Source organism: Collimonas silvisoli (assembly GCF_018305005.1).
Taxonomy (GTDB): domain Bacteria; phylum Pseudomonadota; class Gammaproteobacteria; order Burkholderiales; family Burkholderiaceae_D; genus Collimonas; species Collimonas silvisoli.
In genome coordinates this window covers 51,667-74,208 of the sequence record NZ_JAGQEG010000003.1, presented here as the reverse complement: position 1 = coordinate 74,208, position 22,542 = coordinate 51,667, and the positions used below count along the sequence as shown (strand labels likewise).

Annotated in this window: 18 protein-coding genes and 1 tRNA gene; 13 read left to right on the top strand and 6 right to left on the bottom strand. The window is 52.4% G+C overall.

Features of this window, described 5'->3' with window-relative positions; translation table 11 throughout:
* The first annotated feature begins 18 nt into the window (after window positions 1-18).
* From KHU33_RS01365 to waaC, 13 genes are all read left to right on the top strand, one after another.
* Window positions 19-1,587, top strand: a complete 1,569-nt coding sequence (locus KHU33_RS01365; RefSeq protein WP_211460703.1) for a class I SAM-dependent methyltransferase — start codon at window positions 19-21, stop codon at window positions 1,585-1,587.
* Window positions 1,588-1,732: 145 nt separating this feature from the next.
* The gene (locus KHU33_RS01360) at window positions 1,733-3,931 is read left to right on the top strand and encodes a glycosyltransferase family 2 protein (protein WP_230413986.1); all 2,199 of its coding nucleotides are present in this window, start codon (window positions 1,733-1,735) and stop codon (window positions 3,929-3,931) included.
* A gap of 191 nt (window positions 3,932-4,122) precedes the next feature.
* Window positions 4,123-5,160 carry a GDP-mannose 4,6-dehydratase gene (gene gmd / locus KHU33_RS01355; protein ID WP_211460702.1) on the top strand — a complete coding sequence of 346 codons (1,038 nt, stop codon included), beginning with the start codon at window positions 4,123-4,125 and terminating at the stop codon, window positions 5,158-5,160.
* Complete coding sequence (locus tag KHU33_RS01350; RefSeq protein ID WP_211460701.1) at window positions 5,157-6,008, top strand: GDP-mannose 4,6-dehydratase; 852 nt, start codon at window positions 5,157-5,159, stop codon at window positions 6,006-6,008. Before gmd ends, KHU33_RS01350 begins: the two co-directional genes overlap by 4 nt.
* Before the next feature lie 7 nt (window positions 6,009-6,015).
* Window positions 6,016-7,440: a mannose-1-phosphate guanylyltransferase/mannose-6-phosphate isomerase gene (locus tag KHU33_RS01345; protein ID WP_211460727.1), complete on the top strand. Its 1,425-nt coding sequence runs from the start codon at window positions 6,016-6,018 to the stop codon at window positions 7,438-7,440.
* A gap of 166 nt (window positions 7,441-7,606) precedes the next feature.
* Entirely contained in the window at window positions 7,607-8,551 is a 945-nt protein-coding gene (locus KHU33_RS01340) for a glycosyltransferase family 2 protein (protein ID WP_211460700.1), read from the top strand.
* Window positions 8,548-9,531, top strand: a complete 984-nt coding sequence (locus KHU33_RS01335) for a glycosyltransferase family 2 protein (RefSeq protein WP_211460699.1) — start codon at window positions 8,548-8,550, stop codon at window positions 9,529-9,531. Before KHU33_RS01340 ends, KHU33_RS01335 begins: the two co-directional genes overlap by 4 nt.
* Before the next feature lie 94 nt (window positions 9,532-9,625).
* Window positions 9,626-10,417 (top strand): glycosyltransferase, encoded by a 792-nt coding sequence (locus KHU33_RS01330; protein ID WP_211460698.1) that lies wholly within the window; start codon window positions 9,626-9,628, stop codon window positions 10,415-10,417.
* Window positions 10,418-10,601: 184 nt separating this feature from the next.
* On the top strand, window positions 10,602-11,711 hold the full coding sequence (locus tag KHU33_RS01325) for an MraY family glycosyltransferase (RefSeq protein WP_211460697.1): 1,110 nt from the start codon (window positions 10,602-10,604) through the stop codon (window positions 11,709-11,711).
* Between the two features lie 166 nt (window positions 11,712-11,877).
* Window positions 11,878-13,350 carry a flippase gene (locus tag KHU33_RS01320; protein WP_211460696.1) on the top strand — a complete coding sequence of 491 codons (1,473 nt, stop codon included), beginning with the start codon at window positions 11,878-11,880 and terminating at the stop codon, window positions 13,348-13,350.
* A 105-nt stretch (window positions 13,351-13,455) separates the two neighbouring features.
* Window positions 13,456-13,803 carry an H-NS histone family protein gene (locus tag KHU33_RS01315; protein ID WP_329956007.1) on the top strand — a complete coding sequence of 116 codons (348 nt, stop codon included), beginning with the start codon at window positions 13,456-13,458 and terminating at the stop codon, window positions 13,801-13,803.
* 234 nt (window positions 13,804-14,037) lie between these two features.
* A complete protein-coding gene (locus KHU33_RS01310; RefSeq protein WP_211460695.1) occupies window positions 14,038-15,426 on the top strand; it encodes a phosphomannomutase/phosphoglucomutase in 1,389 nt (462 codons plus the stop codon).
* A 23-nt stretch (window positions 15,427-15,449) separates the two neighbouring features.
* Complete coding sequence (gene waaC / locus KHU33_RS01305; RefSeq protein WP_211460694.1) at window positions 15,450-16,481, top strand: lipopolysaccharide heptosyltransferase I; 1,032 nt, start codon at window positions 15,450-15,452, stop codon at window positions 16,479-16,481.
* Here the strand turns inward: waaC and KHU33_RS01300 are convergent.
* The 6 genes from KHU33_RS01300 to fdxH all read right to left on the bottom strand — a co-directional run bounded on the left by KHU33_RS01300 (window position 16,443) and on the right by fdxH (window position 22,538).
* Window positions 16,443-16,538: transfer RNA gene (locus tag KHU33_RS01300), tRNA-Sec, on the bottom strand. The genes waaC and KHU33_RS01300 overlap by 39 nt on opposite strands.
* Before the next feature lie 61 nt (window positions 16,539-16,599).
* Window positions 16,600-18,540 carry a selenocysteine-specific translation elongation factor gene (gene selB, locus KHU33_RS01295; RefSeq protein ID WP_211460693.1) on the bottom strand — a complete coding sequence of 647 codons (1,941 nt, stop codon included), beginning with the start codon at window positions 18,538-18,540 and terminating at the stop codon, window positions 16,600-16,602.
* Complete coding sequence (gene selA / locus KHU33_RS01290) at window positions 18,537-19,994, bottom strand: L-seryl-tRNA(Sec) selenium transferase (protein ID WP_211460692.1); 1,458 nt, start codon at window positions 19,992-19,994, stop codon at window positions 18,537-18,539. Before selA ends, selB begins: the two co-directional genes overlap by 4 nt.
* Window positions 19,995-20,927 carry a formate dehydrogenase accessory protein FdhE gene (gene fdhE / locus KHU33_RS01285; RefSeq protein WP_211460691.1) on the bottom strand — a complete coding sequence of 311 codons (933 nt, stop codon included), beginning with the start codon at window positions 20,925-20,927 and terminating at the stop codon, window positions 19,995-19,997.
* A 10-nt stretch (window positions 20,928-20,937) separates the two neighbouring features.
* Entirely contained in the window at window positions 20,938-21,579 is a 642-nt protein-coding gene (locus KHU33_RS01280; protein ID WP_211460690.1) for a formate dehydrogenase subunit gamma, read from the bottom strand.
* The gene (gene fdxH / locus KHU33_RS01275; RefSeq protein WP_211460689.1) at window positions 21,576-22,538 is read right to left on the bottom strand and encodes a formate dehydrogenase subunit beta; all 963 of its coding nucleotides are present in this window, start codon (window positions 22,536-22,538) and stop codon (window positions 21,576-21,578) included. The genes KHU33_RS01280 and fdxH overlap by 4 nt, the downstream gene beginning before the upstream one ends.
* Window positions 22,539-22,542 lie beyond the last annotated feature (4 nt).

Below are 22,542 nucleotides of genomic sequence, written 5' to 3'. Positions count from 1 at the left end.
ATAGAGAAGCGAAATATTATGAATGCACAAGGGTTACCCGAAGAACTGCAAGCACCCGAGTTGGAATGGAGCGGTGAACGTTTTATTCCAGGCATGCCTGGCGTGATTGTGTTGGAACACCTGCACCGCTACGCAGTAGCGCAAAACTACGCAGGTGGCTTATGCGTCCTCGATATCGCCTCCGGCGAAGGCTACGGCACCAGTATCCTCGCCGCAGTTGCGCATAGCGCTATTGGTGTAGACATCAGCCCAGATGCCGTTAAGCACGCTCAACTCACCTATCAAGCCCCCAATCTAGAGTACCGTAATGGTTCTTGCGCGGCTATTCCTGTTGAGTCGGCCAGTATCGATCTGGTCGTCAGTTTTGAGACAATTGAACATCATGATCAGCACGAGGCCATGATGCGTGAAATCAAGCGGGTGCTGAAACCGGATGGCCTGTTGCTTATATCGAGTCCCAACAAGCTTGAGTATTCAGATGTGCCGGGATACGATAATCCCTACCACGTCAAGGAATTGTATCTGGACGAATTTCAACAACTGCTCAATCAACACTTTACGCATACAGCGCTCTATGGACAGCGCGTGCTGACGGCCTCGGCTACCGTCCCGATGGGTAGCTGCGACATGGCTTTCAAACATTTTTACGACGTTCGGTTGCCCGCTGCTTTCGACGCGCAACTGCATCGGCCACTCTATTTTCTGGCGTTTGCCGGCGACGTTCCGTTGCCGGATATGGGGGCTACCCTGTATGAGGATTTTGGTACTCTTGACGAACCTGCTTTGCAGTCGTCGTCATTTTCTGCAGAGAGAACTCAGAGCAAGCTGTACATGCATCATGTTGGTCAAACTGGCTATTCGGAAAAAGACGTATTAGCACGACCAATTTTGCTTGGCGGCGGCAAGCAGAATGTCAAATTCACGTTCCAGAACCGGGTCGCCGAGATAGATCACCTCAGGCTTGATGTCACAGAATGCCCCGCTGTCATCCGCATGGAGTCCATGCGACTGTTGGATGCAATCGGGAAAACGACCTGGGAATGGGATGGCGATACCACCATATTTCGGAATATGGGAGAAATTCAGATTCACAAGCTTGATGACTCTAGCAACGAAATCACGCTAATTGCAACCGGGGGCGATCCCCGGTTTGATTTTGACCTTTCGCCAGAGGTTATCCAAAATATAGATGTCAACTGGCAGTTGGAAATCGTTCTTACGCCGCAGAAATTATCGGCCGACGAAGTCAACTTAGATTTAAGCAATCAGGTAGGAGCTGGATTTTTAAAAATTACAACGCTTCTCAATGATAAATTATCGGCTGATGAAATCAGCTTAGATCTAAGTAATCAGGTAGGGACTGAATTTTTAAAGATTACTACACTTCTCAATGAGAAAACGCATCTGATTGAGCATAAAATTGATAATGAACTATCGTATATACATAACGATTTAATGCAGGAGATAAAAGATTTACGAGAGAAAAATACTCTTCTCATGCAACATCTCACAGAAAAAGAAAAGATACTCGGTATTGTAAAAGGTCATTGGTCGTGGAGATGGGTGCAGAAAAAAATTGGATTATAAATATTTTCAGTTATGGTGAAACCCTGATTCTTGAAGAATGATCTTCTATCGGTACATTCACCATTTTCTGAAAATTAATGTAATAAGAAAAATTGAATAAATGCGAATGGTATCGCATTGTATATTAATTTCTTTAAGTTAAATAATGTCAACTAAAATATCCAATGCCAAAGCGGTATTACGTCGAATTTATCGCCGATTACCTTTGTCGCCAGGGGCTAGGGCAAATATCAAGCGCATATATACTAATATTTCATTGAAAATTGCGTACTACCATTTTATTGATTGGAAAAGAGGTTTTCTGAGAGATTCAGAGATGCCACCTATTGAATGGTCTCTGGATGTTCCATCGCTGGATTCAACAATAGAGAAAAAGATCCGTATATCAGGCTGGTGTTTTTCTACCAATATACCTGTACGTGAAGTGTTTGTATTTATTGATGGCAGGAAATTTCAGTGTAAAACACAACAACCGCGTCCTGACGTTGGCATCCATTTTAATGAGGCGTCGTACTCTGCAAATAGCGGGTTTATTATAGATGTCGAATTGGATGTTGGTGACCATACTATTGATTTGGTAGTCAAACTCGCCGGTATAAAACCTCATCAGCTGGTTAGTCAGCGGAAATTTACAGTTTTCAGCCGGAGCTACGCAGAGTGGGTACGCCAATACGACACAATTGATGATGCAAAGCGGTTTGAAATCGTAGCAGCAATAGAAAAAATGGCCTATAAGCCATTAATTAGCGTGGTAATGCCGGTTTACAATCTTCCTGTAGAATTGCTTAACGAAGCAATTTTATCGGTTACGAATCAGCTTTATACGCATTGGGAGCTCTGTATTGCGGATGATGCTTCTCCCAATCCGAAAATAGGGAAAATTCTCCGTCAGCACCAGGAGCGAGATTCACGCATTAAAGTGGTTTTCCGCAAAGAAAATGGCCATATTTCTGCCGCATCTAACTCTGCGCTGGAATTGGTGAGCGGCGATTATATCGCCTTGCTTGATCACGATGATCTGCTGGCCGAAAACGCACTTTTCCATATAGCGGAAGCTATTAATAAAAATCCTGATGTTCAATTGATTTATTCCGATGAAGATAAAATAGATCTTGATGGTGTACGTTCAAGCCCATACTTTAAGTGCGATTGGAACTATGATTTATTTCTGTCGCACAATATGTTCTGCCATCTTGGGGTTTATAAAACTTCTTTGGTAAAGGAGGTTGGTGGGTTCAGAGTCGGGTATGAGGGATCGCAAGACTATGACTTGGCACTACGATGCATTGCGAAATTGCCAAATTCTGAACAAATTCATCATATCCCTCGCGTGCTGTACCATTGGCGCATCATGCCGGGCAGCACAGCTTTGAATGGTTCAGAAAAGCCATATGCCATGCTTGCCGGTGAGCGGGCGATAAATGATCATTTTGCGCGCATCGGTATCAAAGCAAAATCGGAGATAGTTGGACATAGTTACAGAATTCATTATGAAATTCCGGACAATCAACCTCTTGTATCATTGATAATTCCAACACGTAATGGCTATAAGCTGATAAAGCAGTGTGTTGAAAGTATTTTAAAAAAAACCAGCTATAAAAATTATGAAATATTGATAATTGACAATAATTCTGACGATCGAAAAACAATTGATTATTTAGAGTCATTCGAAAATAATCCCATCGTTAAGGTAATAAGAGATGAGGGAGTATTTAATTATTCCGCAATTAATAATCGTGCCGTAAAAGCATCGTCAGGATCTATTATCGGATTGGTAAATAATGATATTGAAGTAATTTCACCGGACTGGCTAACAGAGATGGTTAGCTTGGCAATTCAAAAAGATGTTGGTGCGGTCGGTGCGCGTCTTTTATACCCAGATTCAACTTTGCAGCATGGTGGAGTTATTTTAGGTATCGGGGGGGTAGCAGGCCACGCGCATAAATATATTGACTATACTGATAAAGGTTATTTCGGTAGGGGAGGTTTATGCCAGTCATTTTCAGCAGTTACTGCAGCGTGTCTGATTGTAAGAAAAACTATTTATGAGCAGGTAGGTGGTCTTGATGAGGAAAATCTTGCAGTTGCGTTTAATGATGTAGATTTATGTTTAAAGATAAGATCTATCGGATTCAGAAATGTTTGGACTCCGTACGCCGAACTTTATCACCATGAGTCTGCGACCCGAGGGGCGGAGGATACTGCGGAAAAAAAAGAAAGATTTAAAGGAGAGGTTGCATACATGCAGAGGAAATGGGCGAATATCATAGAGCATGATCCTGCTTATAGTCCAAACCTGACCTTAGATAAAGAAGATTTTGATCTTGCCTGGCCGCCGAGATAAAAATAATATTTATCTGCATATTCAATTTCATTTAGCTATGTAAAATGACCCCGTAAAACCGGGCAAGAATGTAAGTCATTCGCTTGTACACATCTTTGATGCCATGCAGCTAGCCGCAGAAATATTGTTTGGAGAAACGTTCATATAAGAGATTCCCTAGAAAATGATTTCTGATTATCTAAAATGAAACCATGAAAAAAGCCGCAATCATTACTGGTATTACCGGTCAAGACGGTGCTTATTTAGCGCAACTTCTACTCGAAAAAAACTACGCTGTTTACGGTACTTACCGTCGTACCAGTTCGGTCAATTTCTGGCGTATGGATGAGTTGGGTGTCTTAACCCATCCTGACCTGCACTTGGTGGAATCCGATTTGACGGATCCGGGTTCTACACTGGCTCTGGTTCAGAAAGTGCAGCCCGACGAGATATATAACCTTGCGGCTCAGAGCTTTGTTGGGGTTAGTTTTGATCAGCCGACTACCACCGCGCAAATTACCGGATTGGGAGCATTAAATCTGCTGGAAGCGATTCGCCTGGTCAATCGAAAGATCAAGTTTTATCAAGCGTCGACATCGGAAATGTTTGGCAAGGTCCAGGCTATCCCACAGGTTGAAGACACGCCTTTTTATCCACGCAGCCCCTACGGCGTTGCCAAACTCTATGCGCACTGGATGACAGTCAACTATCGCGAGAGCTACGATATCTTCGGTTCTAGCGGGATCCTGTTCAATCACGAAAGTCCGTTGCGTGGACGTGAGTTCGTTACGCGCAAGATCACCGATTCGGTCGCCAAGATCAAGTTGGGTCAATTGGATTGCGTGGAGCTTGGCAACCTTGATGCAAAACGCGACTGGGGCTTTGCAAAAGAATACGTGGAAGGCATGTGGCGTATGCTGCAGGCGGATCAGCCGGATACCTTCGTGCTGGCGACCAATCGTACTGAAACTGTGCGCGACTTCGTAAGCATGGCTTTCAAGGGGGCCGGAATCACCGTGGATTTCAAGGGCTCTGCCGAGAATGAAACTGCGTTGGATGTTGCTACTGGTAAAACAGTCATGCGGATCAATCCTAAGTTTTACCGGCCGGCTGAAGTAGAGTTACTGATAGGCGATCCTGCGAAGGCCAAGGCTAAATTGGGCTGGGAGCCAACTACCACATTGGAAGAACTGTGCTCGATGATGGTTGAGGCTGATTTGCGCCGAAATCAGAAGGGATTCTCGTTTTGAGGATACTGCTTACTGGGGCGGACGGCTTTACCGGTCGCCACTTTGCCGATAGCGCCAAGGCCGCTGGGCATGCCTTGATTGCCGTCAACTCCGATTTAAAAGATCGTGAGGGTTTGAAGCAGGAGATTTTGAAAGCTGAGCCGGATGCGGTGGTGCATTTGGCCGCTATCAGCTTCGTGGGACATGCTGATGTCAGTGCTTTCTATGACGTCAATGTCATTGGAACTTTGAATCTCCTAGATGGATTGACTGCGTTGCCGCAGATTCCACGGAAGATTTTACTGGCGAGTAGCGCCAACGTTTACGGCAATTGTGAGCAATCTCCTATTTCCGAGGAACAGGCGCCCGCTCCGGTCAATCACTACGCGATGAGTAAATTGGCCATGGAATACATGGCGAGAAATTACTTGGACAGATTGCCGCTTTTTTTTGTGAGGCCATTTAACTATACGGGCTTGGGACAGACAGAGTCTTTTTTGATTCCCAAGCTGGTGGCGCACTTTGCGCGGCAGGCGGCGTTTGTCGAGCTGGGTAATCTGGATGTCGAACGGGAATTTAATGACGCGCGGTTTGTTTGCGACGCATATTTGAAATTGCTGGAAAAGGGTGTGTCTGGAGAGATTTACAATGTTTGTTCAGGTAAACCTGTAACGCTCAAGTCAGTTATTGAGTTGTTGCGCAAAATTTCCGGGCATGAGTTGGAGGTCAAAGTGAACCCAGATTTCGTACGTGCGAATGAAGTCCATCGCTTATGCGGTGTGCCGACGAAACTGGAAAAATGTATCGGTGCATTGTCGCATCCGTCACTGGAAGACACATTGCAGTGGATGCTGAGAAATCAAATCTGAAATAGAAATCATGCTTATTCCTGTCATCTTATGCGGCGGTGCCGGTTCCCGCCTTTGGCCAGTTTCACGAGAAATGCATCCGAAACCATTTATCCGTCTGGAAAATGGACAAAGTCTTTTGCAATGCGCCTGGTTGCGTGGTGCGAATCTTCCAGGCGTGGCAGAGGTTCTCACAGTAACCAACCATGAACTTTTCTTTAAGACGGAAAGCGAATATCGTGAAGTGGCAGGCAAGGCGCCAAAAAATTTAGCCAACAGTTTTATCCTGGAGCCGTTCGGCCGTAATACTGCCCCAGCGGTTGCTGCGGCAGCGTTGCAAATAGCGGCGACCCATGGCGAGGATGCACTCATGCTGGTATTGGCCGCGGACCATCTCATCGCCGACCAGGATGCGTTTTCGCTGGCGGTATCCAAGGCGATGAAGCTTACACAGGAAGGCAAGCTGGTTACTTTCGGGATTACTCCGGAATCACCTGAGACAGGCTTCGGTTATATAGAAGCGGTTGGTAATTCCGTATTGCGTTTCGTCGAAAAACCGACGCTTGAAAAAGCACAAGAGTACGTGGCTTCAGGCTCTTACTTGTGGAATTCCGGCATATTTTGCTTTTCTGCCGGGGCGCTATTGCGTGAAATGGCGCAGCATTGTCCGAAAATCCTTGAGACCACCCGTGCTTGCCTTGCACAGGCTGACAAATCCGAAGGCAAGGACTATAGCAAAACCGAATTGGCGGCAGATGATTTCGAGCAGGTGCCGGATGATTCCATTGATTATGCGGTCATGGAGAGATCCAAAAATGTTGCGGTCGTCCCCTGCAGTATCGGTTGGAGCGATATCGGGTCATGGTGCGCGTTGGGCGATTTGATCAGCCCCGATGGCAGAGGCAATCGCATCGAAGGCGATGTCATGATTCACGATGTGACCAACAGCCACATCAAGAGCCATGAGCGGATGATCGGCGTGGTCGGCGTGGATAACCTGATCATCGTCGATACACCCGATGCCTTGCTGGTAGCCGATAGCAGCCGCGCACAGGATGTCAAGCATCTCTATTCGCAGCTCAAGTCGCAAGGTCACGATACCCACAAGATCCATCGTACTGTGCATCGTCCGTGGGGAACTTATACGATATTGGAAGAGGGGCCTCGCTTCAAGATCAAGCGTATTGTAGTCAAGCCGAGAAGCCACCTCAGTCTGCAAATGCACCATCATCGCAGCGAGCACTGGATCGTGGTGAGCGGTATGGCTCGGGTGGTGAATGGCGATAACGAATTGTTCGTCAATTCGAATGAATCTACATATATTCCCGCGGGTAATAAACACCGTCTTGAAAATCCCGGAGTTGTTGATCTCGTCATGATCGAAGTGCAAAGTGGCGACTACTTGGGCGAAGACGATATAGTGCGCTTTGACGATATCTACGGCAGGAAGTAAATTCCACTGTTTTTCCTGATGCCTCATTGGTTCTTGAGGCACATTTCTCCTTAGGTCGGACTTTTAGCCCGGTGCCAGCGCATATTAGGCTATTTATTTCAGTCGTTGCAGTCGCGACGATGTATCGTGTCGCCTCTCGTGGAAAATAGTTATTTACTGGTCGATTATGGCAAAAGTTGTTTCTGTCACTGTGGCGTATCAGCCGGATCCGGATTTGCTGGAGCAGCAGTTGCGGGCGCTTGCATCACAGGTGAGTGTTATCGTGGTGGTGGATAACGGCAGCGATAATGTGTCTGACTGGCATTTGCGCGTTGCAGCCGAAACTGGCGCCCGCGTTTTGCGGCTTGCCGGCAACGTCGGCATAGCCGCAGCCCAGAATACCGGCATTCGCTTTGCGCAGGAAGCCGGCGCCAGCCATGTGCTGTTGATGGATCATGACAGTATCCCGGAGCCGGGCATGGTTGATGCTTTACTGGCTGCCGAATCTCGGTTTTTGTCAAAAGGTGTCAATGTTGCAGCGCTAGGACCGGTGCGTATCGATCGCCGTACCGGATCGTTGTCCGGATTTGTCAGGCGGCAGGGCGCGAAGGTCGGGTGGGTGACCTGTGCCGCTGCCGTAGATGGATTGATCGAAGCAGATTTCTTGATCGCTTCCGGAAGTTTGATACCTGTTGCCGCATTGAACGTGGTTGGTTTGATGAATGAAGGCTATTTCATCGACCACGTGGATACGGAGTGGTGTTTGCGGGCGCGTGACAAGGGACTGACGATTGTCGGCGTATGCACCGCAAGGCTAAGCCATCGCCTTGGTGACAGTGTAGTGCGTGTTTGGGTAGGGCATTGGCGTGAAGTGCCTCTGAATTCGCCAGTTCGTAATTATTATATGTTTCGCAACACCGTGCTTATGATGCGATTCGCACCTATGTCTTGGGTATGGCGGCGAAACCACATGTTTCGCTTGCTGCAATACGTTGTCTTTTCTTCTATCGCTGTTGCGCCGCGCTGGAAGAGGATCGGCTTGATGGCCAAGGGCATTTGGCATGGCTTGAAAGGGCGTACCGGTCCATTGACCGTATTGATTGATCAAACAACTGATGGTGGCGCAGGATGATGACGGGAAGCAAAGATACGTTGACATGCGGAGTGGCGCTCTGCACTTTTAACGGGCGCTCTTACCTTGATGAGCAGTTGGCTAGTCTCTTGGACCAGGAGCGTCGGCCGGATCGGATCGTGATCTATGACGACGGTTCGGTGGACGGCACTTGGGAGTTTGTGCAGGAATGGGCGCAGAACGCAGCATTACCCGTTTCCGTGTATCGGCATCCGGAACGCATGGGCTATATCAAGAATTTTGAAGCCGCGGTGCAAGCGCTCGATACGGATCTGATTTTTCTGTGTGATCAAGACGATATCTGGCTGCCGAATAAAATTGCCTTGATGGCGAACGAATTTGCGAAACATCCGGATCTGCTTTTGTTGCATACCAACGCAAAGCTGGTTAACGCCGCTGCTCAGGATTTGGGCGTTTCGCTATTCGAGGCACTGAGATTGTCGGAAAGCGAGCGCCGCGCCGTTTTGGCGGGAAATGCGCTTGAGATATTGTGTCGACGCAATCTGGTCACCGGCGCCACGGCGGCCTTTCGTCGGTGTTTGCTGGATATTGCCTTACCATTTCCGGCTGCCTTGGTACATGATGAGTGGCTCGCCATAGCCGCCGCGACGCATGGCCGGATGAGCTTGCTTGACACACCCACGATTCTTTATCGTCAGCATGCGAATAATGCGCTCGGGATGCCTTTGTCGAAATGGAGGATTTGGCAGCTGTTGAGCGCTCCGCCAGGCCAGTTTCATGCAAAGTATGCAGCCCGGCAAGGGGAGTTGATGAGGCAATTGTCAAAATTGTCCTCGATGCATGCGATTGAGCCGCCCCCGTTCTTGCCTGAAATGAAGAAACATGTCGAGTTCCGCTCGCATCTTCCCAGTGATAAATTGAAACGAATTGCAAGCATTTTCTCAGAATGGAAAAGCGGCCGCTATCATGTGTTTTCAAATGGAATGCGTAGTGTGGTAAGGGATATTGTTAATCGCTGAAATAGATTTTTGATAATTTCAATCATGGAAAAATTATAATTCCAGGATTGAGGGATTGCGACGCCTCTTTCTATTTATATTTACAACTATACTAATGATGACTCCCAGATTTTCAATTTCGATCGTTAGCCATGGTCATGGAAAATATATCGAGAGATTGATTGAGGATCTGATTCGTTTGAATCGGTCGGACATTGAGGTGATTCTTACCCTGAATTTACCGGAGTCTTTCGTTTTTGATTTTCCTGCGTTGCCATTTGATTTGAGAGTCATTAAAAATGATCGGATAAAGGGATTCGCTCGCAATCACAATGCAGCTTTTGCCATTAGTAATGGGGATAATTTTGTTATCTTGAATCCGGATATCAAATTGGGCTTCGATCCGTTTGATGTCATGTTGTCCACGATTAAGGAGAATCCCAACAGCATTTGTGCGCCGTTAATCGTCAATAAACAAAATAAAATTGAAGATAGCGCGCGTAATTTTCCTAGCCCGATTTTGTTGGGAAAAAGATTGCTCAGCAGAGCTTTTCATTTTTCTTTGCCTCTGGAAGTGCTGACCGTGAGAGGCGATGTCATTGTGCCGGACTGGGTGGCCGGTATGTTCATGGTTGTTCCGCGTGAGATTTATGGTCGTTTACACGGCCTGAGCGAGCGCTACCACATGTATTTCGAAGATGTCGATTTGTGTGCAAGGGCGCGCCTGGCCGGCTATCAGGTATTGGTGAATCAACGCGTAAGCGTTATTCATGAGGCGCAACGCGATAGTCATCGCAAGTTGCGATATTTGTCCTGGCATATCCAAAGTGCAATGAAATTCTTTACTTCCAGTGCCTATTTGAGAATTAGCGCAAATCGCTTGCGGGCCAATATGTCCAGAAAATAAAGGCGACGCCGCCGATGGTGCGCATGGTTTTCATCCGGGATTCGCATTGGCTTAGACAGAATAGCTGCGTTACACGCGAAGTCAGAATGCAACAAGTATCGTTGGCATTGTGAAAAATTTCTGAATTACGTAGTTGGTGGAGTGCCATAATGGCCCTCGTTTGACATTATCGGCACTCACTGGAATGACTTCTTTTCTCATTAGCTTCGTTATCTCATTTCTGGCAACGATGATCGTATTGCGGTTGGCTCATCATGGCCATGTCCCGCTTGATAACGACCTCACTGGCGTCCAAAAATTTCACGCCCGGATCGTGCCGCGCATTGGCGGTTTGCCGCTTTTCATTGCCTCGATATCGGCAGGAGTTATTACGTATTATCGCGATGCTGCCGTCGGAGCCCTGATATTGCTTTTGATGGCTTCCTCTGCAGTGGCATTTCTGGCGGGCTTGACAGAAGATCTGACAGGCCGGGTGCGGGCGCTGCATCGTTTGCTGCTGACGATGGTTTCGGCTGCCGTCGGCATTTACCTGTTGAATGCGGTGGTTGTGCGAATCGATGTTGTCGGGCTGGATATGCTCATGCATTATCGCTGGGTGGCTATTCCATTGACCGTTGTTCTGGTCGCGGGAATAGCCAATGCGGTGAACCTGATCGACGGCTTCAATGGATTGGCGAGCGTCGTAACCATGTTTATGTTGTTCTCGCTTGGCTACGTTGCCTGGCAAGTTAACGACGTCTTTGTGATGACTGCCGCACTTGTGATTGCCGGCGCTATCGCCGGGTTCTTATTATGGAACTATCCTTTTGGCTTGATCTTTCTCGGTGACGGTGGTGCTTATTTTTTAGGGTTTATGCTTGCCGAACTGGCGATCCTGCTGGTGGCGCGCAACCCGCAAGTATCTGCATGGTATCCTGCCCTGCTGTTGGTTTATCCCGCATTCGAGACGGTGTTTTCAATCTATCGCCGACTCTTGGTCAGGCGTACTTCACCTGGCATGCCGGATGGAATTCATCTGCATAGCCTGATTTTCCGTCGCATCGTGCGTTGGGCTGTCGGCTACCACGATGCTCGCATGATCACCCGCAGTAACTCCCTGACATCGCCATATTTATGGGCGCTCTCGTTGTTGGCGGTGGCGCCGGCAACGTTATTTTGGCGTCATCCATGGATGTTGCTGGGCTTCTTCTTGTTATTTGTACTGTCATATGTCTGGTTGTACCTCCGCATTGTGCGTTTCAAGGTGCCTGGCTGGATGGCAATTAAGCGGCGAAATAAGAGTAAGTATAGATAGATGAACGTTTTTCATTGTCGGCTTTCGCAAACCTCAATTGCTGATTGTTTGGCGATCCGCAATAAGGAATGTGTAGGAACAGCCATACCTTAAATGTGGTGGCGATAAAGGCCGCGACGCTGCTAAGGATTTTCGCTCTTGAATAGGGGTTTTTAAAGAGATTGCCATGTTGCGATTTTTCATCTTCAATCTGTTGGGAAATATCATTCCAATGCCGATCGCATTGATCTGTGTGCCCGTGATTTCCCATCACGCCGGTGTCGATCGCTTGGGCGCTTTGGGCATCGTGTGGGCGCTGGTTGGTTATTTCAGTTTTCTCGATTTCGGTTTGAGTCGCGTAGTTACGCGTCGTGTTGCCCACGCGATTGAGAAAGGCCGATTGTTCGAAGAATTGTGTGAGCTGCGTGGTTTCTTCCTGTGGTGGGCGATCCCGGTAATGCTGGTGATTGCTCTCATATTGCTGATTGCCGGTCCATGGATCAGCCGTATTTGGTCAGAAGGCCAAATTGCTATGGAAATTGCGAGCGCATGGAGCTGGATTGCCTGGTGCGTGCCCATTACCCTGGCGACAAACTGGTTTCGGGGCATGCTTGAGGGCATGCAGCAATTCGGTCGCTTGAATGTGCTGCGGGTTGTTTTCGGCAGCTGGAATTATGCGGCTCCGGCGATTATCGTATTCTGGTATCCGAACTTGGAAGCCATGATCATCACCATTGTGCTGTGGCGATTTTTGGCCTTGATTGCGCATCTGTTCGCCTGTGTTCTTGTCGAACGCCAAATTGTCTTCGGCGTCGCCCCCAGAAAAATTGGTTCATTAAGTAATTTTTTCCGTGAGGGGGGATGGATGACAGTGTCGAACGTTATCAGCCCCTTGATGGTGTACTTCGATCGATTTTTGCTGGCATCCATGGTGCCAGCGAGAGCCATAGCCTGGTATGTAGTTTCACTTGAGCTGATGATGCGTACCAGTGTGATACCCGGGGCGCTCGCAAGCGTGCTGTTCCCCAAGTTTTCGGGGGTACATGACGCTGCGGAGGAGGGTGTTGAAGCTAATTTATATGAGCGCGGCATTCGCATAATAGGTTCTATCATGTTGCCGGTATGCGCCATTGCTGTGGTTCTGTCGTATGGGGGTATGAAATTGTGGATGGGCGAGCCATTTGCGATAAATAGCTATCGGATAATACAGATCATTGCCGTCGGAATATTCGTTAATTCCGTGGCGCATTTTCCGTTTGCCTGGATACAGGGAGTGGGGCGTTCGCATTTGACCGCGCGTCTTCATTTAGCAGAACTGCCGTTGTATATGGCAGGCCTGTATTTCGCTGCGCTCAATTGGGGAATTCTTGGCGCCGCATGGATGTGGACCATACGGGTATCCCTGGATTGCATGGCTCTTTTATGGGTGGGCCCTGCAGCAGTAAGGCGCAAGATTCTCCCCTTTGTTTGTTTGGGGGGCGGATTTCTGCTTGCTATTGGTTTCCTGGGCGGGGCGGACCTGTCGATGTTTGAGCGGGCGGTGCTGGGAACCGTGTCGATAATGATCGCTTGCGGTATTTCCTGGTTTATATTTCTTCCTAAAAGGGATCGCAAGGTATTGGTAAAATTAAGTTGGTCGATCACGAAAATTTTCGGTTAATCAAAAACTTTATACCTGTTGTTTTGTCCAAGAGCAATTTAGAGTTAATGCTACTGACGATTTGAGTTTGTATGTCTTTCCCCGTATGTCGTACAATTTTCAAAAGTGCAAATTAATATTGAAGGGATTTTTATGAATTTATCAGATATGTCGATTACCGAGTTGCGTGCTTTGCAGGAGCAGATAGCGCAGGAAATTAAAGCCAAGACGCAAGCAGAGTTGGTGAAGGCGCGCGAAGAAATTCTGGCGATTGCTCAACATGCCGGTATTTCCTTGAAAGATTTATTGGACTCGCAATCGAACGCTAAAAATCGTGCTCCGAAAACCAAGGTGGCAGTACGTTATCGTCATCCGGCTGACAGTTTGCTGCAATGGACCGGCCGTGGACGCCAGCCAAAATGGGTTCAGGAATGGGTTGCTGCCGGTAAATCTGTGGATGATCTGCGGGTATAAGTCGGTAAATTTATTATTTCTGGTATTCTTCAACGCGCTTGAAAACAGCGCTATAGGAAAATATTGCGGGAGTTGTTATTTCCCGAGTTGGCTTTCGTTCGTCAAGTGTGATGAATTGCAGGCATATGACGCCGGCAATTATGGTGATGACTGCCGATTATCAGATCTCAATTGCTTGTTCAAGAAATCTGCCCAATTATTCATATTGGGCAGCCATACCTTTACATAAAAACCATGCTCCCAATCTCAAAATCGATATTTAAAGCCTATGACATCCGCGGGATCGTTGGCAAAACATTAGACGCCGGCATCGCTCGCCAAATCGGCCAGGCGTTTGGTGCCGCCGCGCGCGCCAAAGGCGAGCAAGTGGTGATTATCGGTCGCGACGGTCGTTTGTCGGGGCCTGAACTTGCTGCGGCGCTGGCAACCGGATTGCAGGCTGCAGGTGTCGATGTTGTGGATTTGGGCCTGGTGGCAACGCCGATGGTGTACTTTGCGACGCATGTGCTTGGCGCGCAGTCTGGGATCATGGTCACCGGAAGCCATAATCCGCCCGATTACAACGGCTTCAAGATGGTACTCGCGGGGGAGGCGATTTATGGCGATACGATTCAGCAGCTGTACCAGGCGATCGCCAGCAACAGCATCAGCGCCACCGTGCCGGCAGTAACCGGCAGCTACCGCAAGCACGATATCAAGGACGCCTATTTGCAGCGTATTATCGGCGACACCAAGCTGGCGCGCCCGATGAAGATCGTAGTCGACTGCGGCAACGGCGTAGCAGGTGCTTTTGCCGGTGAGTTGTATCGCGCGCTCGGTTGCGAAGTACAGGAGTTGTTTTGTGAAGTGGACGGCACTTTCCCTAACCACCATCCCGATCCGGCGCATCCGGAAAATCTGCAGGACGTGATTCGCGTCCTGCAAAATTCGGATGCCGAATTGGGACTGGCGTTCGATGGTGACGGCGATCGTCTTGGCGTGGTCACCAAGGACGGCCTGATTATTTATCCAGACCGGCAACTGATGTTGTTTGCTGCAGATGTGCTGACGCGTCATCCTGGTCGCGAGATTTTATATGACGTCAAATGCACCCGTCATCTGGCGCCATGGATTGCCGAGCGCGGTGGTAAGCCCTTGATGTGGAAAACCGGCCATTCGCTGGTCAAAGCCAAGATGCGTGAAACAGGCGCGCCGCTTGGCGGCGAAATGAGCGGACACGTTTTCTTCAAGGATCGTTGGTACGGCTTTGATGACGGCATGTATGCGGGCGCACGATTGCTCGAATTATTGAGCCGGGAAAGCGACCCGTCGGCAGTGCTGAATGCCTTGCCGCAATCGACCAGCACGCCAGAATTGCATTTGACGCTGGCCGAGGGGGAGAATTTCGCCTTGATCGAGAAATTGCAGAGCGAAGCGGATTTTGCCGGGGCCGAGAATATTATCAAGATCGATGGTTTGCGGGTTGAATATGCGGATGGTTTCGGCCTGGTCCGTTCATCCAACACCACGCCGGTCGTAGTAATGCGCTTTGAAGCGGAATCGGAGCAGGCGCTGGCGCGCATCCAGGCGGAATTCAAGCGCGTGATCCTGGCTGCCAAGCCAGATGCCGCATTGCCCTTCTAATCATCTGTCGAAGCGAACCCGGTTTGAACATTCTCATTGTCCGCGTCTCTTCATTGGGAGACGTGGTCCATAACATGCCAATGGTGTCGGATATCCGGCGTCATTATCCCGACGCGAATATCGATTGGGTGGTCGAAGAGGGCTACACCGGCCTGGTGCGCATGAATCCAGAGGTGCGCAGGATTATCCCGATTGCCTTGCGGCGTTGGCGCAAGAGTCTGCTCTCCGCTGCTACCCGCGCAGAAATCGCGCATTTCCGGCGACAGTTAAAGCTGGATGCCTACGACATCGTATTCGATACCCAAGGCTTGCTGAAAACCAGTGTGGTCATGTGGATGGTGCGACTTGCTCCCGGCGGCCATCGAATTGGCTTGGCGAATGCGACCGAAGGTTCCGGCTACGAACCGCTGTCACGACTATTCCATACCAAGAGCGTGAAGGTCGGCCTGCATACGCATGCTGTCTTGCGTGCACGCCAGGTTGCGGCGCAAGCCTTGGGCTATAGCGTTGACGGCGCAGCGGATTTCAATATGGATATCCCAGAGTCAGACTCGGCGACGCTGCCAGCCTGGTTGCCCGAGGTACCGTATGCAGTTTTTTTTCACGGCACGGCGCGTGCAGAGAAGCAATGGCCGGCTGCAGATTGGATACAGATTGCCGGGTTGTTGGCCGAGCGCGGCTTGCTGGTGTTGCTACCCTGGGGCAGCGATGCAGAGAAGCGTCATGCAGAACACTTGTCAGGCCATATGAGCAATGCGCGGGTGTTGCCCAGATTGCCATTGATGGAGGCCGTCGTGCTGGCCCAGCGCGCCGCATTGGTGATTGGCGTCGACACCGGCCTGACTCACATCGCCGCAGCTTTCAAGCGCCCGACTATCGAGTTGTATTGCGATTCGCCGCGTTGGAAGACGGAAGGGAACTGGTCGCCGCAAATCATCAACCTGGGCGACACCGGGACAGCGCCAACTGTTGAGCAGGTTGCGGAAGCGATCAATACCCTGGCTAAAACAGCTGATTGGCGGAAGGCAGCAGGAGTCGAACCTACCCGGGAGTGACTGGCACCCCCCGCCGGGTTTGAAGCCCGGCCGCATCACCGGATACGTATGCCTTCCTTGGTGCTGCCGTATTGTACCGTTCGCCAAAAGTGCCGGTCTATCGTTCCTGTTTTTCGTCTCAGAATGAGACTACGTTACCGGCGCGTACTACATGCGTATCGCGAACGCGGCGGGTATAGCCTACGCGATCGAAAAATTCCAGAATCTGGATTGCACGCTTGCGCCCGAGTCCGGTAGCGTCGCGCCAGCGTGCTGCGCTTATTCCAGAGGCTGCCGCAGCGCCATGTTCCTGCGTTTGTTCGGCCGCCAGGCTGGCCACCAATCCGGCCAATTCGCGCACGCAGTCACGGTGGTAAAACAGATCATGCTCAATCTGGTATAGCAGCCCTTGCCGTACCATCTTGCGCAGCAGTTGCCGCATCCGTTCTTCAGGCACGGCCAGTGCTTGCGCCAGTTCTCGGACCCAGGGCGGATCGAAGCGCGCTGCGGCCAGCATAGGCAGCAGCTGCTGCGCCAGTAGCTGCTCGCTGTCGGACAAGGTCACCACATGCCCGGCCAGATGCAGCCATGGTCCGCTGCGCAGGATCGCACCATTGCTTAGCAAAGAGTCGATGACTGCCAGCCACAACGCCGCGTCCAGCGTCGGCAGCGTCATGCGCCGCAGCCTTGCGGCATCCACACCCTGTTCGTCTGGAAAGCGGACATGGAAATCGGTCAGCGCACTCATTGCGCGCGCTCGAAGCGACTGCCATTGGGCGGACAGCATGACGAAGTTGTCTTGCTCCTGCGCACCGGTGGCAATCATTTGCACATTGTCGGGCAAGCGCAATGCGGCCGGCGGCAATCCAGCCAATTGCATCAATGCCGACAGCCGCAATCCGCCGGGCGTCGCGGCTTGAAGCAGCGCTGTGACGCCATTGCCATCCACCATCTGCGTCAATGCATCGAGCCAGGTCCGGCGCTCCGGAGTGCGACGCTTGCGTGCCGGTGCGAATGGATCGAGTATGCGGCCGCCGCCGATCGTCATATTGGCTTGGGCGTTACGGACGATAAAACGATCGCCGGGAATGGCGCAGAGCGGCGTGTCGAACTGCAGTTGCACCCTGCCGCGGCCACCGGGGGCCAGCGTATTCCCCTCCAGCAGCGCTATATGTGCGAGCTGGTGCGAGCTGCCCAGATGCACGTGCAGCGGTGAGCGATTGCGCAACAATATTCCGGCATTGGCCGATAGCTGCAGTTCCACATCGAGCCGCGTCGTTGCTGTCATTGCCCGCGAGTCGGCGGCCCAGTCGCCGCGCTTGATGGCATCCTTGTCGATGCCGCTCAGGTTGAGTGCGCACCGTTGTCCGGCGTGGCCGCTGGCAGCCTGGCGGTTTTGCACATGCAGGCTGCGCACGCGTGCAATGGCGCCGGACGGCATCAACGCGACACGGTCACCGACCTCGACCCGGCCGGAGAAAACGGTGCCGGTGACCACGGTGCCATGTCCCGCCAGGGTAAATACCCGGTCAATCGCCAGCCTGAACCAGCCGTCGTCGCGGCGCGCCGGCAGGCGCTGTGCGGTTTCATGCAGATAACGTTGCAACGCCCCGGTTCCGGCATCTTGCGGAAGATGTGCGGCTACCGGGAAGAGCGGTGTGCCGGCCAACGTCGAGGAGGCCAGCAATTGCCGGATCTCGTGCTTGACTTCGGCGATACGCGCTGCGTCGACCCGGTCGATCTTGGTCAGCGCGACTGCGCCGGCGCTGATCCCGAGCCATTGCAATATCTCCAGATGCTCGCGGGTCTGCGGCATGACGCCATCGTCGGCGGCGATCACCAGCAACGCAAAGTCGATGCCGGATGCGCCCGCCACCATCGTATGCACCAGACGCTCATGGCCGGGTACATCGATAAATCCCAGTACGTCGCCATTCTCCAGCGGTGTATAGGCGTATCCCAGCTCAATCGAAATGCCGCGCTCCTGCTCTTCCTTGAGACGATCGGTATTGACGCCGGTGAGAGCTTTGATGAGCGTGGTCTTGCCGTGATCGATATGTCCGGCGGTGCCGACGATCATAGGACTATGGCGCGCAACTGCGCGCTGAACAGCGCTTCGTCGTGCTCCTCCAGGCAACGGCAATCCAGCCATAACGCGTCGTTGCCGATGCGGCCGATCACCGGGCGCGGCAACTGGCGCAGAGCCTTTTCGAGTTTGTCCAGCGCGCGCCCATGGTGCTTGCCGCCGTTGGCGGCATTGCCGGCGCGCAGCGCCAGGCCGTAGCTGGGCAACTGGTCAATCGGCAGGGCGCCGCTGCCGATCTGGCTGAACATGGCTTCTGCCGTAACCGTATAGTGGCTTTCCAGCACGTTTTGCAAGATGGGTAGCAGACGTTCGGCTTGGTTGCGTATGGCGAGCTGAGGACGGGTGAGCAGGCGCAATGCGGGCAGGCGCTCGCTCAGGAATTCCGGCGCCAGATACAGTCGCAACACCGGCTCCAGCGCTGCCAGCGTGAGCTTGCCGACACGCAGTGCGCGCTTCAGGGGATTTTTCTTGATGCGGCGTATCAGGTCGGCGTGGCCGACGATGAGGCCGGCTTGCGGTCCGCCCAGCAGCTTGTCGCCGCTGAAGGTGACCAGGTCGGCGCCTTGCTGGATGGTTTGGCGTACCGTGGTCTCGCTCGGCAAACCCCACTGCGCCAAGTCAAGCAGCGTGCCGCTGCCGAGATCGACGGTGACCGGGATTCCGTGCGGCCGCGCCAGCTGTGCCAAGGTATCGACCGCGACGCTGCGGGTGAAGCCGCTGATGGCGTAATTGCTGCAGTGAACCTTCATCAGCATCGCGCTGCGTGCTGTGATGGCATTGGCGTAATCTGCCGGATGGGTGCGGTTGGTCGTGCCGACCTCCACCAGTTTTGCGCCGGCGCGCTGCATGATGTCTGGAATCCGGAAGGCGCCGCCGATTTCGATCAGCTCGCCGCGCGAGACGATGACTTCCTTTTTCTGCGCCAGCGTATTCAACATCAGCAACACCGCAGCCGCATTGTTGTTGACGACGGTCGCGGCTTCGGCGCCGGTCAGTTCGCACAGCACGTCCTCGACCAGGTCGTCGCGGTCGCCGCGACCGCCGCTGTCCAAATCGAATTCGAGATTGCCTGGAGTGGTCAACGCACTGACCACCGCCTGCACGGCTTCATCCGGCAGCAGGGAGCGTCCAAGATTGGTGTGCAGGACGGTGCCGGTAAGGTTGAACAATGCACGCAGGTGCAGTCGGTTGGCGGCTGCCAGTTGCTTCTCAAGAATGGCGGCAAGCTGCGAATCATCCACGTCTGCCAGTACCAGTTTGCCGGCCAGGGCATCGGCTCTAAGCTGGTCCAGATGCCTGCGCAGCGCGCCGGTCAACTGAGTGCGCCCGTACTGCGCGAGCAGCGGTTTGATTTGCGCCAGGTTCAGGACACGGTCTACCGAGGGAATGTCACTGGCGGAAGCCATCGAGCTAGTGCTTGTCCCGGCCGGCGTGATTGCAGCAGCCATTCAATTCTCCATGGATTGCCAGAGCAGTGGATTGCAGCGTCGGCGTGCGTAACTGGTTTCACCCATCAGCAGGTCCAGAGTTAGGCTGGCAAGGTCATCTGCCAGCGGTTCGATATAGGGATCTTTTTCCTGGTAGAAGATTTTCAGCCAGCTATGGCACTCGTCGCAGGTCTCTGCCTTGATGGCTGCCGAACCGTCTTCTATGACCTGGTAAGCAATGCCTCTTGTGGAATCGCAATGACTGCATTTGATGCGCACCATATGCCATTCGGCGGCGCACATGCTGCATTGCAAGTAACGATGCCCTTGCGATTGTCCATCCATCCGCACCACGCTGGCGACCGGCAGCGAACCGCAGCATGGGCATAGGCCGGGCGTATCGAGCAGCGGCACGTCACGTTCGCTGAAGCGGGTCACAAGATCGCTGCACACCACCTGCAAGGCCGCGGCGTAGAACGGCGCAGCAGCTGGATCGACGATCTCGTTATTGCCCTGCAGGATGGCTTCGGCCTGGCTGTCACGCCGGTTCGCGCTGCTTTGCCGGATGCGCGCTATCAGTTCGGTTACGGCTGCCGGGACACCGCCGGCTGTTGCGACGCGTTCGAGCAAGTGGTCCAGGACAGAAGGCCAGTGCGGGTTGCGCACCTGGTTTGTTGCCAGAATCAGCGGCATCAAATGCGTGTGCGCGAGGTTGATGCGGGCCTGGTCCTGGGCGTGGTCGTTTGGCTCGCCGGCAAGTTCGTCCAAGGCCTGCTGTTGCGCCTCTACCAGCACCGCCATCAGGCTCAGGTATTCGCCGATGGCGTTGCCTGCTGCGAGTTGTTTCAGGCGGCGCGAGCGATTGGTGAATACGTCGGCGTGCGGCAGGCGAATGCGCGGAATCGCGTTGTGATCGAGCGCTTCGATTTCACCTGGTTCGAGAATGCGTTGCAAAGTAGCCCCTTCATTCGCCTGTCATTTTCCGGTACCAAGCCGGATGATGCTTGCGCGCCCAGGCTCGGCTGACCGTGCCGCGGGTCATGGCGCCCACCGTTCCCTTGATCCAGAGGGCGGCATAAATATGCACGATGACGCCGACGATAAGCAGGAAACCGCATAGCGCATGCAGCAGCGCCGCCGTCCGGATGACGAATATCGGGAACATCCAGGAAAACCAGGCGCGCCAGATCACGATGCCGGATAGCAGCAATCCAATCATACAGCCGATCATCATCCAGAACAGCAACTTCTGGCCGCCGTTGTAGCGGCCTACCGGCGGCAGGTTTTCTTCGCGGTTGTTGACTACGTCGCGTATTCCTTTCAGCCAGGCAATGTCATTTTTTTCGATCAGGTTGTGTCGCCAGAAACCCAGCGCCAGCACGGCAAAACAGATAAACATCAGCAGGCCGATGAACGGATGCAGGATGCGCGTCCATGTGCCGCCGCCCAGCACGAAGCTGAGCCAGAACAGCGCCGGGTGGAACAGCGCCAGCCCGGACAGCGCCAACACCACGAATGTGATGGCAACGATCCAGTGATTGATGCGTTCCCTGGCGTTGTAACGTTCGATAGTGTCGTTCTTTGCGTCTCGTTCGGCGTTGTTCATGGCGGCAGGTCCTGCGAGTTGGCGTTGCTATCGGGCGGCGTTGCCGGCTGCGCCGCGCGCCGCGTGGCGTTGGTTTCTTCCCGTTCCGCCGCCTCGTCTTCTGCTGAGACCTCGTTCGGGCCGACCTTGATGTAGTGGAAAAATCCTGCCAGCGCAGTCAGGGCGATGCCTGCCAGCGCCAGCGGTTTGGCGGCGCCCTTCCACAAACCGACCAGCGGGCTGATGCGTGGATTGTTTGGCAAGCCATGATAGAGCGACGGCTGATCGGCGTGGTGCAGCACATACATGACATGGGTGCCGCCGACGCCTTGCGGATCGTACAGGCCGGCCTTGTCGAAACCGCGTTCCTTGAGGTCGACGATACGCTCTTCCGCATGGGCCTTCATATCTTCCTTGGTGCCGAATACGATGGCGCCGGTAGGGCAAGTTTTTACGCAGGCCGGTTCCTGGCCCACCGCGACGCGATCCGAGCAGAGCGTGCATTTGTAGGCTTTGTTGTCCTTCTTGGAAATGCGCGGCACGTCGAACGGGCAGCCGGTCACGCAATAGCCGCAGCCGATGCAGTTTTCCTCATGAAAGTCGACGATGCCGTTGTTGTACTGGACAATTGCGCCAGGCGAAGGGCAGGCCTTGAGGCAGCCCGGGTCTTCGCAGTGCATGCAGCCGTCCTTGCGGATCAGCCATTCGAGGTTGCCTTTCGGATTTTCATATTCCGAAAAACGCATGACGGTCCACGAATGTTCCGTCAGGTCTGGTGGGTTATCCAGTACGCCGACATTGACGCCGACTTCGTCGCGCAGGTCGTTCCACTCCATGCAGGCGGTTTGACAGGCTTTGCAGCCGATGCATTTGGTGACGTCGATCAGCTTGGCAACGGTGCCGGTCACCGGCTCACGCACGCCAGGCGGCGGCGTGGTGGTGGCGGACACCCGTTTGATATCTAATGATTGCAGTGCCATGGCT

Coding starts and splice junctions, on each gene's coding strand:
- KHU33_RS01365 (WP_211460703.1), top strand. CDS start 19: ATGAATGCACAAGGGTTACCCGAAGAACTGCAAGCACCCGAGTTGGAA.
- KHU33_RS01360 (WP_230413986.1), top strand. CDS start 1,733: ATGTCAACTAAAATATCCAATGCCAAAGCGGTATTACGTCGAATTTAT.
- gmd (WP_211460702.1), top strand. CDS start 4,123: ATGAAAAAAGCCGCAATCATTACTGGTATTACCGGTCAAGACGGTGCT.
- KHU33_RS01340 (WP_211460700.1), top strand. CDS start 7,607: ATGGCAAAAGTTGTTTCTGTCACTGTGGCGTATCAGCCGGATCCGGAT.
- KHU33_RS01335 (WP_211460699.1), top strand. CDS start 8,548: ATGATGACGGGAAGCAAAGATACGTTGACATGCGGAGTGGCGCTCTGC.
- KHU33_RS01330 (WP_211460698.1), top strand. CDS start 9,626: ATGATGACTCCCAGATTTTCAATTTCGATCGTTAGCCATGGTCATGGA.
- KHU33_RS01325 (WP_211460697.1), top strand. CDS start 10,602: ATGACTTCTTTTCTCATTAGCTTCGTTATCTCATTTCTGGCAACGATG.
- KHU33_RS01320 (WP_211460696.1), top strand. CDS start 11,878: ATGTTGCGATTTTTCATCTTCAATCTGTTGGGAAATATCATTCCAATG.
- KHU33_RS01310 (WP_211460695.1), top strand. CDS start 14,038: ATGCTCCCAATCTCAAAATCGATATTTAAAGCCTATGACATCCGCGGG.
- selB (WP_211460693.1), bottom strand. CDS start 18,540: ATGATCGTCGGCACCGCCGGACATATCGATCACGGCAAGACCACGCTC.
- selA (WP_211460692.1), bottom strand. CDS start 19,994: ATGGCTGCTGCAATCACGCCGGCCGGGACAAGCACTAGCTCGATGGCT.
- KHU33_RS01280 (WP_211460690.1), bottom strand. CDS start 21,579: ATGAACAACGCCGAACGAGACGCAAAGAACGACACTATCGAACGTTAC.
- fdxH (WP_211460689.1), bottom strand. CDS start 22,538: ATGGCACTGCAATCATTAGATATCAAACGGGTGTCCGCCACCACCACG.